The following is a 13826-nucleotide window of genomic DNA, read 5'->3' on the forward strand; positions in this document are numbered from 1 at the left end:
AAGATTAGAAAAGCCCAACGGCCATCTTCACTAACCAGAGCGAGAAGAAAATCAGAATAAAACCAATAATCAAAGCGGTAATAAAGGGACCCCAACCTTTTTTATCGTTTTCATCTGTTGCTTGCGTATAAGTTTTAATTAAGGCTCTAACGACGGCATAGATACACCAAGCTGAAAATAATACTGCTGCAAGGGTGGCTAATGATTTGAGCACAATAAAAATAATTTCCATCGGATCGGTCGTATTACTATCCACGCCAGGAATTTTAAAATCAGGAATTTTGGATGCGTCAGGTCCTGCGGCTAAGGCATTTTGCACAGCCCCAAAACACAGAACAGAAAAAGCCAAATAACGCTGTGCACCCCATTGCCAAGTGTGTTTTACTTGCTGAAAAAAAGAATGGAAAAGAGTCATAATTACCTCTCAGAAACGAAAAATAGCACGACAACAATTAACACTGCTGCCCCTTTCAGAATCAATTTTAAGTAGTCAAAGATGTCCCCCTTAAACCCACTGAATAACCCGCTGTAACCTTTTTTCATTGCCCATACATAAGCAAATAGCAACAATGCCACGAAAATAATCGCAAAGAAGGCACGAAGCTCAGTAGCATTCAAGCCACTGGCAATTTCAAAAGCCTTAAGCGGGGTATAATCACTTGCCATACTATCCTCCTTAATGTCTTAATTTGGTGTAATCTTCTTGCAAGCGACGAGAGGCGTTGGGATCGCGAGGAATGGCACGTGTTGGATTGATATATTGATTAATGCCACTTTTAATCGCATTAATATCTCGACGTGCAGCTTGATAATCAAAATATTCACGGTTTTTCTCCGAGGTCTGAGCCAGAGCCTCCGCACGCGTAAGCGAATGCTGAGCGGCTTCAAGTTGCTTGATAGCCTGAGCTAACTGGGCATTTTCGGAAGCCTGTACAGTCAATGCCATCATAGACACAGAGACGGTGAGTAAAACTTTTTTTCCTAACGGATTCATCGACAACTCCTTAACTTAAATTGATTCGGGTTAAGGTTGCCAAAAACACAATGGGAATTTAATGAGAAATTCTATTCAGAATTGAGAGAGTTTTTAGGGAAAAAATAGATACAGCGTCAAAGGTATTGTTGAGGCTCACGAAAAAGATAAATAATCTGATACTCAGATTAAACGACATAATAATATTGAAGGAAATAATTCCTATTTCCTTCAAATTTCATTCTATGCAGTGCGACGTTATAAATATTTTTTAAAGCTCGCTGCCGTAATACAAATAGATAAACCAAATAAAAATGCGGCAGGTATTAAAATAATATTCGGGTAAACAGAAACAGGAATGGACAAATAAAGTAACCACGAGCCTATCATCACAGGCTTAATGTAGCGTCTTGCATGGTGATACAAAAAACTTGATTCTCGTCCTGAGCCAAATTTACGCAAATCACGCATCATTAATCCTTCCGTAAACCCCGCAAAGGCGGCTAATAGAAACAACGGACTGGTAAAAATAATCACAATCAACCGCACAACAAAGGTAATCGACACATAAATAATGGACTCTAAATAGGCTCGCGTATAATGGTAAATCAAGTATTCCCAATCACTGTGTTTGTTGGGTGACTGTAACCAAGGCTGAAACCCAGTTTTCACAAATAGCCAATCATGCAAAGTGAGGGTAATAGTATTGGCAAGCTCACTCGGCGAATAACCAAAGAGGCTGCGTGTTGCACTTTCTGAAATCCAGCCTAATTCCTGAATCATCATCGCTTGGCTATGCAGATGACCTTGCTCAGGCCAAATAAACGCAATCCCTAACCATTCAAAGAGAATGCTTAATAACAGGGAGATAAACAATGCGGCCAATAAGGCTGAAACTGTATGACAAGGTCCCTTTTTCTTGCTTGAACTTGAGGTTTGTTCACTCACTGAAGTGCTTCCTTATACGATAACTGACAGTGAATAAGGACGTAACCTTGCTCATTTTTCGTTGACACTAAATAAAAGCAGGTTCGTTGTGTTGCTATATCTTCTTCGCGTAAAGGAACATCACTGGCTGTCCACAGTGAGATGCCCTCATCAGCATACTTTGTGGCAAATTGATGCACGGAATCTTGACTTTCAACCCACTTATTCAAATAAGGCTCAAGATAAACAAGCAACGCTTCTGAATTAGGTAACCCACAAGAGACTGCAAAATCAGCGTCAAAATTAATAGTACAATTTGGTAAATCTAATACATTAGTTTCTTTTTCAAACGTCATTCTTCTTCTCCTAAGTCTTCTTCAGTCTCTACTTGACTGACAGGTTCGCCGTCATCCTCTTCTGGCATATCAATATCGCTCCCCCAATCCACCTCTACCTTGGCAATACGTTCTTCTGCAATCATCTCTTCAAATGAACTCGCAATATCTTTTGAGGGGGTATATTCCTTAAAAGCGGGCTCCCACCAATTTGCTGCCACATGATAATGTTTTTGCATCTTCTTCAATAGTTCCTGCATTGAGGCTGGAATTACGTCGTCTTTATCAATCGCGGGTAACGGCATTCGCACTTTATATAACGTACTCCCGTTCATCAGAATAAATGCCTGCCCCTTAGGGAGGTTAGTAACATTCGCCACATCTAATAACGGTACTTCTTTTTGTGAAATCCGCTCTCCTGTATTGGAGGTAAAGGCTTTGTCATCATCAGGATTACTTGAGTCGGTCACACTTGAGGTAACCATACTCTGTAAAATCGTCACCCGATGCAGTTGATCGGTAAGCAATTTTGCGGTTGCTGGTGATTTAACCCGAAACATAATCAAGGTATTAAAGTTCCCAATAGTTTGCTCGGCTTTGGCACGATTACCTAAACGGGCTTCAATATCTGCGATGGTTTGGGTATAGGCGGTCACTTGCATTCCTGCTCCACGTCCTTTATTAATAAGGGGGATAAATTCATCGCCCATCAGCTCATTAAACTCATCGCAATGTAAATTGATTTTTACGGGTTTATTTGAACCGGCAAATGCCTCAGGTAATCCTTCATTCACACCGTGCTTATAAATATGTCCAGCCATTGAAACGAGATCGGCAAACATACTATTACCTACCGCTGCTGCAACCGTGGCATCAGAAAGTGCATCAAGCCCAACATACACAATGCCTCGTTTACGGATCACTTCTTCCCAATCAAAAATCGGTCGTTCATCATTCACATCCGTATAGTCTGGCGATAATAACTCTTCGATTTTCCCCGTGGTCAATTTTTCCAAGAGCGGTAATAATGACGCCACAATTTTATCAAAATAGGTTTTATCATAACGTACAGCCGTCGCCAATCCCTCCAGAACAGGATCGAAGATTTTATTTTCCAAAATATATTGATTGATCACCCAAATCAGTGGGCGGTCTTTCATACCAAAGGATAAATTTTTTACATCAACGCCTGCGGCAATGCTTAATAGCTGTGGCCAAAGTGCAGGATCACGGGCATCAAAATAGGTTTTAGCATAATTAAGAAACAGAGAATCAATATTTTGTACAAAACGAGAGATTTGCGAATAATTTGGACGCTCCCCCATTTCAACTAAAGCTCTTGCAACAATATTAACAAACCTCCAAGCAAATTCTTTAAAGGCGGCAGAATTACCCGCCCCACTTAACTGCCCTGAAATCCTCCCTGCAACCTCTGAAACACGCCCAAAGCGTCCAATAGGGTTATAGCGTGCTGAACGTTCAGGATAGCCCAAATGGAACATATAAAATTCCTTATCACGCCCAGCCCGTTTCGCTTCGGCATACATCCGTTTTAACATATCGGGATCACCTTTGGGATCAAAAAAGATGACCACTTCGCGCTCTGCTTGCGTTTTCCCTCGATGAATATCTTGCGTAACAAGGACCTCAGCAAAACGGGTTTTCCCTACCCCCGTCGTGCCAAAAACAGCCGTATGTCCACCGCGTGAATTTAACGGCTGCATCACATCAACTTCATTGAGTTCTATGCCATGAATTGCAGGAATCCCTTCAACAGGCGGCAGGGGTCTCACGGGATTAAAGCGAGAGTCAGAAGTTGTGAGTTTAGTAATAAAATTATCGTGATGTTTTTCATATTCTCTTGCTCGATTAAAAAATTTAGAAGAGCGGAGGTATTTTTTTCCCTCTGCCGAAAAGCAATCATATAATCGCTGAGTATGTTCAGGTTGCCATTCAAATCCGCGACCAAGAAATAAAAATTTCTGGCTAACAGGAATTTGACGACTGGTTAACGCATAATAAGGTAAACGCTTTAAATTCCGATGATAACGCACAATACGCCACCCTTGTCGAAAGCGAAAATAACTGATCCCGCCAAAGCCCGCAGCAAGTCCATAGCCAATCATAGGATTTAAGGCCAGAGACCAAGGCGCTACTGCACAAATATAGGCACAAGCAGCATGAGCCGCAGCGGGATAAAATTCCACAGGGGGACGCAGTAGCCCTTCTAATAAATACTTCGATGCCATTATTGTGATACCCCTGTTTCAGTGATTAGTGCAGGATAATGACTCAGCTTCAAACGACGACTTAAATCGTCCGCACTGGTTGGTAATAATGGCACATTTGGGGCAAGCTCACGTAGCGCGGTCAATTCCTCAAGGGTTGCTACATTCACCACTAACCCCACCGCTTGATTGGCTAATAATACGTTATAATGTTGTTTAAGCCATTGACGAGATAAGTTATCTACTCCCACTAAAAACAGCGGTGACATCCCAGTAAGATCAAGTGCTATCGGGCCGACTTTACCCGGGGTTAAACGATGGGAAACCACAGGAAGCATATCTGCCTCACTAATGGTATCAGGGATGGCATTCGGGAAATTGGAGGTATTTCCGTCCACCTCAGGCTGAATTCCTTCATAAAAACGTACCGCACTTTCACCACCTAAATCGGCAATGACGGGCAGTTCTGCCGAAACGGTATTTGTGTAGAAAACAAACATCGTACCTAAAATAAGCGAACTAAATCGGTTCATTTATTTTCTCCTTAAAAAACACACATAGACGAAATAACCTATCACCGAAAAATTCAAACTAATGAGTAGCGTAACCCAATAAATCTGATTGAATAGGGCTTGATAGGCTAAAGGGTAACCTTGCAATCTAGCTAATTGAGCTATCGTTGTCTCAAAATGGTCAGGTGAGAAAAAATAGAGCCATACACAACCATAAACGACGAGAAAACAAACCCCAACGCTGAAAATAAATTTGATAATGGCAGTCATTCTTTTATTCATCATTTTTCAACTCTCGCCATTTTCTTCTATGTTGATAATGTATTTAAAACATCTCAATACATACATAAATATTGTGATGGATAAACATAAATAAAAACTCTCAGCCAATATATCCATTATTATGGTCTCTAAGTCATTTAATGAATCAATGGTAATTGGCAAGTCCTGAATAAGTCGTCCACATAATAAAATAAAGGCAAATGCTAATGTATTAAAAGCAATGACCAAAATACATTTGAGGAATATACAAATTGCAAAAAATGTGCTTACATAAGGAGTTAATCGCCAATTAAATAAATATCCTTGAATATCTGCCCTCACGGCATCAATAATATATTTCATCATATTTTTCTCCTATTTTGGTTCAACCCAAACAAGCGGTGTACCTTGTGGTTCAACCCAAAAAATGGCTTGATTTTGCACCGCACTTTTAGGGGATACCCAAGCATAGTTTTGTTCGTTTAAATGGATTCGATTATTGGCAATGTGTTTATGCTGTCGATAACGCTGGCCTTGATACGCAAGAAATTGCGCAACCGACATCCCTTTACGCATACCATTGCGACGCATATTGCGAATATCTTCGGCATTCGCACGCCCTAACAAGGCTCGATGCAATCCCTCTAAACCAATGTTATGGGCAAGATAGAGATGTTCATCAGTCGGTTTAATGCCACGTAAGGCAAACTGTTCCAAATGCCAACGGGCTAATAAGGCTGTAGCATAGGTATTTGTGCGGTGATGACGCCGTGGATCGGATTTGGTGCCACGATTTGATGGGGTTATTAATCGCATTCCAAGCATTTTCCCTCGCGTACTCTGTGCTAACCAATTCCACGTTTTTTGCGTAAACTGTCCAACGCCTAATGCCCCTGTTGGCGAACGTTTTCCATACCAGCCATCTTCCATCTTTACTAAACCTCTTAACATCGCCTCACTCACTTGATAATGCTGTGCTGCATTATGGATATCTTGATCGATGTCTTGACCAAAACTAAACGCCTGTGCTGAAACCGTACAGGTACACAACAGAAAAATACCCACTAATAAACGAGTGATTGCCATTGTCCGTCCTGTTGAATTTGAAATGCGGCGGGCATTTTGCCTTTCGCATACTGCAACCAATACCCCGTATCGTGATTTAGGGTAATTAACCGTTTTTTCACCTTAATCGGATCAATGTGATGTTTCTTCGCCCACGCTTGAATCGCTTTATCATTCCCGCCGACGATATAAATATCGACAGGGGTGCTATTGCCTACATGGGAAAGAATACGGCTCACATCCGCCTCACATTTTGCACAGTTGTCTAAACGGGTAAAATAAATCACCCGTCCAGCCGATTGTGAAATATGCGGTTCAACCTCAAACGGCAATTCATTAGGATAAAGTTTGGCAAAGGCTTTATCATAGGCACGCTGAAATGCAAGCTCCCGTTCAACACGTTCATACATCTTACGGGCTAAGAGTTCAGCATATCGGGTACGTTCTTCCTCGGTTTTTGCTTCAATGCCCAAGGTCGTTAAGGGGTCAAGATTCGGCGACCATATTCCCCGCTCCCCTTTTTGTAATTCAAGGTAACGTTGCCATTCTTCAGTGGTCAATCCCCATTCCTGGGCTTTCTGTTGTAATTCGGATTGGGTGAGGGTATGTGTATCTAGCTGCTTTTCAAGGGTTGTCGTGTGGCTTGACGTTGCTGAAAGTAACGATGAAGAATGCGTTAAGGAATCCGCATTTCCCTGAAACGAAATGCCTATCCCCAATATGGACAATGAAACCCACTGAGCCAATTTATTCATTGATCACCTCAGTTTCTGTCGTGGTTGAAATGATTTCGACACGTTTGGTTTCCACATCAATAGGCTTATCACGCGGTGTAAAACACACCGTACGATTAAACGCATTTAACGTCATTGCGTAGGCAGGACCTGCCAACATTTGGAGGGCTTCACGAAGTTTGATTGGTCCAAATTGACGATGAACTTTAGGGAGCGGTAACGAAAAGAGCGACGCTGTTTGATTAAAATGAGAACCTGCACAAAGACGCAATCCTGTGCCTGACAAGGTGCGTGTTAAACCTTGTTCAACGGTTACCACATTAAGGTTTTTTTTCTTTGGCAACATATTTACCGTCACCATCTGTTCCAGTAAATACTTCTGTCCCTCTTCTGGTGAAGTGTTCACAAGCGTATAACGACCCTGACGGATTATTTGTGTTTTAGATTCATCTAAGCTTTGATAAATATCTGGCACAATAACTTGCTCAAATTTCACTGAAGGCGGAGAGGTATTTTGTCCAATAACCACTTCTGGCTCGGGCAAGCCCTGTGTTTCAGTAGCCGTTGATAAACCTTGTTGAGGGTGTTGAACACAACCGAGCATTGTCACACTCACACACCCTATAATTAAAAGTGAAAAATAAGATTTTTTCATTGTTCTTCTCCAAAGCTAAATTGATGAATTATCGCTTTACTATGGAGAAGATAAGATGGAAGTGGAATAATTTTTTATTTTGGCAATAGAAATAAATACCTAAAAACGATGAGTATGATATTTTATATTAGAAGGATATGATGAGGAGGAATAATGAAAATTTATAAACTAAGCATAAATACCCAAAAAGAATACCATATAGGAAATAATTCTGAACAGTTTGAGATGCTGACACAACGAAAAGCGCCCTATTATCAACATAATCCAAAAGGTATATTAACCGCTTATGCAATTTGTCCTGGTTGTAACAACCCGATAGAACTTATCGGTATGATTAGACACCCCAAAGACAAACGTCGATATGGAAAACATTGTGGTTATAACGTCATGGGGTTGGCATTGAATAATGTGGAAGATTATCACTGTTGCAAATACAGAGCCAGACAGCATTATGTTCGTACACAGCGAAGAAATGTAGCCTCTCCTTTAGCAATTCAAATTCTTAACCAACTAAAAGCACAATTCGATCGGATAATTTATCTGTTAAAGGTAACAACAGGTATCCAAATTACACCTAACTTAGCAGAAAAAATGTTAATCACTTATCTGTCTAGTAAAGGTCAATATTATACGGGAGCAGACTTGCGAAATACGCCTTGGATTTTTGCTTATCTCAGTAACAGCCAATCTTTATACCAACAGCGTATTTCAAAAAAATATGAGAAAGCAACTGAATTAATTTGTGCCTTAAGACAAAGTAAAGATATCGAAATCATTGAAAATGAATCTAGCTATATCATTACAAACAAGCCAGATAAGTTTACAACCATTGCATTTTGTTTTCATTCACATAAAGTTATCGTAAAAGAAAATGGGGAGATTATTGAAAAAATGACCTACTCAATTTCAGAAGAAAAAGATAAATTTGACTTTGATGATCTGAAAAATCCTCTAAACAATGTATTGTGGACAACAGAAATCCAATTCGACTATGACTTCTATCAGAAGTTGATTTTTTCAAAAAAGAATGAGGATAAACGACAACATAACTACTTAGCTATTGCCAATAAACTTATTAAGTAATAAAAAGCGATGGTCAGCTTAATGTTGATACCAATAATCAAAATCTGCATAACGCCCCGCTAATCTTAACCAAAAAATTATGGGTAACGTAGGAATTTGCCCCCCAATTTCTAATTTTTTGAGGGTATCCAAAAACAGGGTAATTGGAAACGTAAAACAGGAAACCGTTTTTTTAGGAGAAAAGGAAGTTATATCAAAGTATTTTTTCTGTATCAGAAAAGCAAAATTTTCATCGCAATAATCGCATTGAACGGTGATATGATGAACGGGATAAATACGTGCATACCAAGGTGAATAGATGTAAGGTTGATATCTAGAGGGCTCAACAGCACAAAAAACTTGTTTAATCCATTGTTCAGGAATATGAGGGACAAATCCTTTATCTTTCAACCAAATGAGGCTTTCTATCATCTCTTTTAAAGATAAACTAAATAAGTGATTGTGATGACGAAACAAAATTTCCACGGTAATACTCCTCAATAACGATAATAACAATCTTTCACTATACGGGAGAATTTTGCTAAACAAATCAGAAATTCATTTTTGCTGATGGTTAAAATAAGGGAAAGAACAACAATCACTAAAACAACGAAAACAAAGATGGATAACAACGCAAAAAAATAGCGACCTGTGTCGCTATTTTTCATTAATTCAAGTGAAATGTGGATTTGATTTCTTCCACTTTTGCCATAAACGCATTAAGCGTGTTAATCGCTTCACCATCAATACAAAAATGGCTGTCGAAACCATTTACAAAGGTGAATACCTTAACTCGCTCATCGCCCTCCTCTAAACTAATCTGTTCAAAAAAGAGACTTTCGAGTCGTCCAATAACGAGGCTTTGGTAAATATTGCCAAGATGAGGAATTTCCTCACAACCTCGAGCCACTTCCCAAACCTCGCTATCTTCAATTGTGGCATTAAAGTGATAAAGAATGCCCTCCCAGTCTGCTAAATTTTGGCTAACAGAATGGAGATAGAGTTCAGGCATAATATTAGGGGCTGTCCTAGATAACGACTAAAAACTCTATTTAGGTTAGAATGAACCAATGAGAAAAAGTCGTCTAAGTCAGCATAAACAAAATAAACTCATTGAGCTATTTGTCGCAGGGATTACAGCAAGGACTGCTGCGGAGTTGGTCAATGTAAACAAAACAACAGCAGCATACTACTTTCATCGTTTACGCCTGCTCATCTATCAAAATAGCCTACACTTAGAAATGTTTGAAGGTGAAATTGAAGCCGATGAAAGTTATTTTGGTGGTACCCGCAAAGGTAAACGTGGTCGTGGCGCGGCAGGGAAAATCGCAGTATTCGGGCTCCTTAAACGCAATGGCAAGGTTTATACCGTTGCGGTTCCGAATACTCAATCAGCCACCTTGTTACCTATTATTCGAGAGAAAGTAAAGCCTGATAGTATTGTTTACACCGATACTTATCGTAGTTATGATGTGCTTGATGTGAGTGAATTTAGCCATTTTCGTATCAACCACAGCACACATTTTGCTGAAAATCATAACCACATTAATGGAATTGAGAATTTTTGGAGCCAAGCAAAACGCCATTTACGCAAATTTAATGGTATTCCTAAAGCCCATTTTGAGCTTTATTTAAAGGAATGCGAATGGCGTTTTAATTACAGTGACATAAAAACTCAAATTTCCATTTTAAAACAACTAGTTAAAGGGAGTTTAGTCTAGTTATCTAGGACAGCCCCTAATATTATTGCAGTACATATGTGTTTCTCCTAAATAATCAATCAGAGAGAAACACACCCTAAAGGGAAGTATTTCCCTCTAGGGTTAAGATAGTGTAATAATTAGTTTACCTGCACAGATAAAGCCACTTGTCCTTTTTCTTGTTCAATGAGCATTAAGGCATCATTGAGCAAACGATGAACTTGCTTTTTCCATTGCTGTAACAACTCCCACGGATTTTGTGGTACTTCAGCAAAACCACGTTGTTTCACAAGGTCAATAATACACTGGGCTTTATGCATAATACTTTCAAGCTCAATGACTAAACTGTTAACCAAATAGGTTTTACCTGGCGAAATAAAAGAGAAATTACGCATTTGTGCATTGATTTGTTCCATTGCCTCTAACGCCTGCTCTGAAATTAGTTGAAAATCCCAGTGCGTTGGTTTGAGTTCAAATGGACGCCCAAAGGCTAAAAGTGCGTGACTGCCATTTAACAATTGTTGACATTGTTGAATAAAGGCTGGGTTTTGCATTGTTTTTTGAAAACAAGCATGTTCTGGCTCAAACGCCTGAATACACGCAAAATCCATACTCATTGATTCATCACATTCAATCTCACGTTGACATTGTGATAATTGACGATAAAACCCTTTCACTGAGGACAGATGCGTCAACTCACTGACACGATCGCAGAGTTTATAGGTTAAATAGATGAATCGTTGCTGAATATTTTTTACGGTTTCATCGTAAATTTGAGCCGCTTCCAAAACTTGGTTTACCGTTAATGTTGTCATGGTGTTTCTCCTTAATTGATAAAAAAATGAAAGGGAAACGCCCCATAAGGGAATGTTTCCCCTATGGGTAGATAAAGTGCGGTCAATTTTCACCGCACTTTTAACGTTAAAGGTAAATGTGCTTAATCCCAAAGCAATGTCGCTAACTCCACTTTTTTCGCCAATTCATTGACTTTTTTCTTGGCGTAAGTGAGGGAATAACTATGTTCGCGTTTTTCTGGATTGTCTTTCAAATCTTGATGGTTTTCCTTAGCTTTAGCCAATTCAACCTGAAAATACGCAAGACTTTCTGGCATAGATAAATCAATGACTTCTGCACGCTCTCGCCAATAAGGGATTTTATCCTCATAACACTCGGCTTTTTGCATTTCTTCGACCGCTTTATCCATACGTTTGGCATTTCGCTCAATTAAGGCACGATGTCGTCTTTCGCTATGATGTCCCACTTTAATGGGTTCACCGAGGCTTAAAAACTCACGTCCTTCATTTGCAGCGTCACAATACTGTTCGCTACGCGTTTGAGCATTGTCTGCCACCGTTTGATAGTGTGCAGCTTTTTTAAGTGCATAGGTCTGACGGTTTAATCCATCACAACGCACGAAAGAATAAAAATAGAAGTCATCTTGTTGTTTCACAAGGTTGTAGATTTCTACTTTCGTTTCTTTCCCATATTTACTGGTTAGCGTGACAATATCCCCTCGTTGATGAGGTTCAGGGCATTTCGCCAAAAAGACATTTGGAACAAATTTTGCATACGTGTTAAGTGACATAAGATATTCTCCTAATAAAACAGGGAATATCTGCCCCACAAGGGAAAATATTCCCCTATGGGTATAAGTCGGAATCGACCTATTCAAAAATAGGTTGATTTAATGTGAATAAGGTTAACGGGTTTTTCGCGTTTTTTTGTTTTCAAACAAAATATCTCGATAATCCCAAGTTACCCAGGCAGCTAAGGTGATAGCGGGCACTAAAATTATTGCCATTGCTGCAATCAGCCATACATTCATATCGCCTCCTACGGTTGATTAGTCTTTCTATTTCTTTTATAGAAAGACTGTCGTGATTTCGGTGATATTGTATCGACTACATACTCTAGGTACAAGCCAATACCCCACGATAATATGCCAAATAGTGCAAGTAACAGAGACTCACTCAATCCAATATTATCATTTGGTAAAACCAATCCAACAAATCCGACACCAGTAATCGCCCCTGCCTTACGCAAATCTTCTCCGATACGACGCAGGGTTTTGAGATTCCATCGATGGTTAAATTGATGGTTTCGCTTAAAAGTAAACATATCGTTCACCGCCTTTCATAAAAAATTTAGGGAACGACACCACAAGGGACATCATCCCCTATGTGGGTTTGAGTGAGTGTTAAAACAGACCAATCAATGATTAATCATCGCGATAAATATCACCTGAAACCGTATTGACCGCTCCCTGTATCCGTTGTGCTTGCACATCACCATTCACGGTTTTAACACTACCAGACACATCGCCGTGTATAGACACATCACCATTGACCGTTTCAATGCGTTCGACATTACCTGTTACCGCAATATCGGTGACATTGCCTGCATCAATATGATTCACATTACCGAAGACTTCAATGTGTAAAACGGGTGCTTTTTCAAGCACAATCACCTGCCCATCAATGGTAAGCTGTGGTGCTTGAATTGACACTTGTCCATTCTCTATTGAGATGGTTTGTGATGAGACAACCATATTTTTCACATTGCCATGAGCAATCTGAGTGAAGACAGGTTTTCCGTTAACATAAATACCTTGTTTCATTGTATTCTCCTGCTAAAAAGAAAAATGAGGATAAAGAAAAAGACTGACAAATGTGCCAGTCTTTCCGTTGAGTATAATGATTAAGCTTGTGGTGCTGATAATTCTACGTTGGCATTTTCAACATGTTCTGTTTTTGCTTCAGTAGAACTAGAATATTTGAGTTCACCATCAATTTTAATCATTTTGATATTAATCAAGCGACCTTTCAATGCCACGCCTGTATCACCTTTCTTGTGATTTTTACCGTCTTTTTGATAGGTAAAAGTATCAAACCAAAGGTCTGACATCACAAAGGCGACCAGAACTTTTTTATTAGCATTTACAGCATCTTGACAACGTTTAACCAAATTTTCCGTATCTTTTCCAACAACATTACAGTTGAAAAAACGGTATTCAGGTTTAGAAGACTCTCCTACTAATGCAGCAATATCGCAAGAGTAGAAAGGCGTTCCTTTTTTCGGCTCAACTAAACGGATATTGTTCAAGTAGCCTAAACCTTGAGTATGAAGGTTAAAGAAATTTTTTTGTGTAGATGGGTTAGACATAATGTTTCTCCTAAAGTAAAAATAAAAAAGCGGAGAAACATCCTTACCCAACACGGGAAAAATGTTCCCCGCCAGGGTTAAACAGATGAGGCAGCATTCCTGTTTTTCACAGCGTCATCTTTCAGAATGCTGATGACATTTCGGCTGGTATTAACACAACTACCACTGCGGGCTAGTCCGTTGCTCTTTCAAGTGTTTGGCAACTTCTAAGG

General features: G+C 39.6%; 19 protein-coding genes. 2 read left to right on the top strand and 17 right to left on the bottom strand.

Annotated features, from left to right (window positions below; translation table 11 throughout):
• Positions 1–4: 4 nt before the first annotated feature.
• From L4F91_RS07705 to L4F91_RS07755, 11 genes are all read right to left on the bottom strand, one after another.
• Positions 5–415, bottom strand: a complete 411-nt coding sequence (locus L4F91_RS07705) for a DUF2976 domain-containing protein (RefSeq protein WP_395895787.1) — start codon at positions 413–415, stop codon at positions 5–7.
• Between the two features lie 2 nt (positions 416–417).
• On the bottom strand, positions 418–666 hold the full coding sequence (locus tag L4F91_RS07710) for a DUF3262 family protein (RefSeq protein WP_250349913.1): 249 nt from the start codon (positions 664–666) through the stop codon (positions 418–420).
• 10 nt (positions 667–676) lie between these two features.
• Positions 677–994 carry an RAQPRD family integrative conjugative element protein gene (locus tag L4F91_RS07715; RefSeq protein WP_395895789.1) on the bottom strand — a complete coding sequence of 106 codons (318 nt, stop codon included), beginning with the start codon at positions 992–994 and terminating at the stop codon, positions 677–679.
• 237 nt (positions 995–1231) lie between these two features.
• Positions 1232–1921 (bottom strand): TIGR03747 family integrating conjugative element membrane protein, encoded by a 690-nt coding sequence (locus tag L4F91_RS07720; protein WP_395895791.1) that lies wholly within the window; start codon positions 1919–1921, stop codon positions 1232–1234.
• Complete coding sequence (locus L4F91_RS07725) at positions 1918–2256, bottom strand: hemophilus-specific protein (protein ID WP_395895793.1); 339 nt, start codon at positions 2254–2256, stop codon at positions 1918–1920. Before L4F91_RS07725 ends, L4F91_RS07720 begins: the two co-directional genes overlap by 4 nt.
• Positions 2253–4484, bottom strand: coding sequence for a type IV conjugative transfer system coupling protein TraD (gene traD, locus L4F91_RS07730; protein ID WP_395895795.1), 2232 nt, complete (start codon positions 4482–4484; stop codon positions 2253–2255). The genes L4F91_RS07725 and traD overlap by 4 nt, the downstream gene beginning before the upstream one ends.
• Positions 4484–4996, bottom strand: a complete 513-nt coding sequence (locus L4F91_RS07735; protein ID WP_395895797.1) for an integrating conjugative element protein — start codon at positions 4994–4996, stop codon at positions 4484–4486. The genes traD and L4F91_RS07735 overlap by 1 nt, the downstream gene beginning before the upstream one ends.
• Before the next feature lie 267 nt (positions 4997–5263).
• Positions 5264–5602, bottom strand: a complete 339-nt coding sequence (locus L4F91_RS07740) for a hypothetical protein (protein WP_395895799.1) — start codon at positions 5600–5602, stop codon at positions 5264–5266.
• 9 nt (positions 5603–5611) lie between these two features.
• Complete coding sequence (locus L4F91_RS07745) at positions 5612–6322, bottom strand: hypothetical protein (protein WP_395895800.1); 711 nt, start codon at positions 6320–6322, stop codon at positions 5612–5614.
• Positions 6301–7056 (bottom strand): TIGR03759 family integrating conjugative element protein, encoded by a 756-nt coding sequence (locus L4F91_RS07750; protein WP_395895802.1) that lies wholly within the window; start codon positions 7054–7056, stop codon positions 6301–6303. The genes L4F91_RS07745 and L4F91_RS07750 overlap by 22 nt, the downstream gene beginning before the upstream one ends.
• Entirely contained in the window at positions 7049–7690 is a 642-nt protein-coding gene (locus L4F91_RS07755) for a PilL N-terminal domain-containing protein (protein ID WP_395895804.1), read from the bottom strand. Before L4F91_RS07755 ends, L4F91_RS07750 begins: the two co-directional genes overlap by 8 nt.
• Positions 7691–7843: 153 nt before the next feature.
• Here L4F91_RS07755 and L4F91_RS07760 point away from each other — a divergent pair, with 153 nt between their 5' ends.
• Positions 7844–8773 (top strand): hypothetical protein, encoded by a 930-nt coding sequence (locus L4F91_RS07760; RefSeq protein WP_395895806.1) that lies wholly within the window; start codon positions 7844–7846, stop codon positions 8771–8773.
• 18 nt (positions 8774–8791) lie between these two features.
• Here L4F91_RS07760 and L4F91_RS07765 read toward each other — a convergent pair whose 3' ends face one another.
• Together L4F91_RS07765 and L4F91_RS07770 are read right to left on the bottom strand one after the other, a co-directional pair.
• Positions 8792–9238, bottom strand: a complete 447-nt coding sequence (locus L4F91_RS07765) for a hypothetical protein (protein WP_395895808.1) — start codon at positions 9236–9238, stop codon at positions 8792–8794.
• 181 nt (positions 9239–9419) lie between these two features.
• A complete protein-coding gene (locus tag L4F91_RS07770) occupies positions 9420–9764 on the bottom strand; it encodes a hypothetical protein (RefSeq protein WP_395895810.1) in 345 nt (114 codons plus the stop codon).
• 58 nt (positions 9765–9822) lie between these two features.
• On the opposite strand from L4F91_RS07770, the gene L4F91_RS07775 reads away from it, so the two are divergent.
• Positions 9823–10473 carry an IS1595 family transposase gene (locus L4F91_RS07775; RefSeq protein ID WP_395895521.1) on the top strand — a complete coding sequence of 217 codons (651 nt, stop codon included), beginning with the start codon at positions 9823–9825 and terminating at the stop codon, positions 10471–10473.
• 119 nt (positions 10474–10592) lie between these two features.
• On the opposite strand, the gene L4F91_RS07780 is transcribed toward L4F91_RS07775, so the two are convergent.
• The 4 genes from L4F91_RS07780 to L4F91_RS07795 all read right to left on the bottom strand — a co-directional run bounded on the left by L4F91_RS07780 (position 10593) and on the right by L4F91_RS07795 (position 13614).
• Positions 10593–11267, bottom strand: coding sequence for a hypothetical protein (locus L4F91_RS07780; RefSeq protein WP_250349901.1), 675 nt, complete (start codon positions 11265–11267; stop codon positions 10593–10595).
• Between the two features lie 122 nt (positions 11268–11389).
• Positions 11390–12037 carry a DUF3560 domain-containing protein gene (locus L4F91_RS07785; RefSeq protein WP_395895812.1) on the bottom strand — a complete coding sequence of 216 codons (648 nt, stop codon included), beginning with the start codon at positions 12035–12037 and terminating at the stop codon, positions 11390–11392.
• Between the two features lie 633 nt (positions 12038–12670).
• Positions 12671–13069, bottom strand: coding sequence for a heme utilization protein (locus L4F91_RS07790; protein WP_250363256.1), 399 nt, complete (start codon positions 13067–13069; stop codon positions 12671–12673).
• An 80-nt stretch (positions 13070–13149) separates the two neighbouring features.
• Complete coding sequence (locus L4F91_RS07795) at positions 13150–13614, bottom strand: STY4534 family ICE replication protein (RefSeq protein WP_395895814.1); 465 nt, start codon at positions 13612–13614, stop codon at positions 13150–13152.
• Positions 13615–13826 lie beyond the last annotated feature (212 nt).

The organism is Avibacterium sp. 20-126 (genome assembly GCF_044358625.1).
GTDB lineage: Bacteria > Pseudomonadota > Gammaproteobacteria > Enterobacterales > Pasteurellaceae > Avibacterium.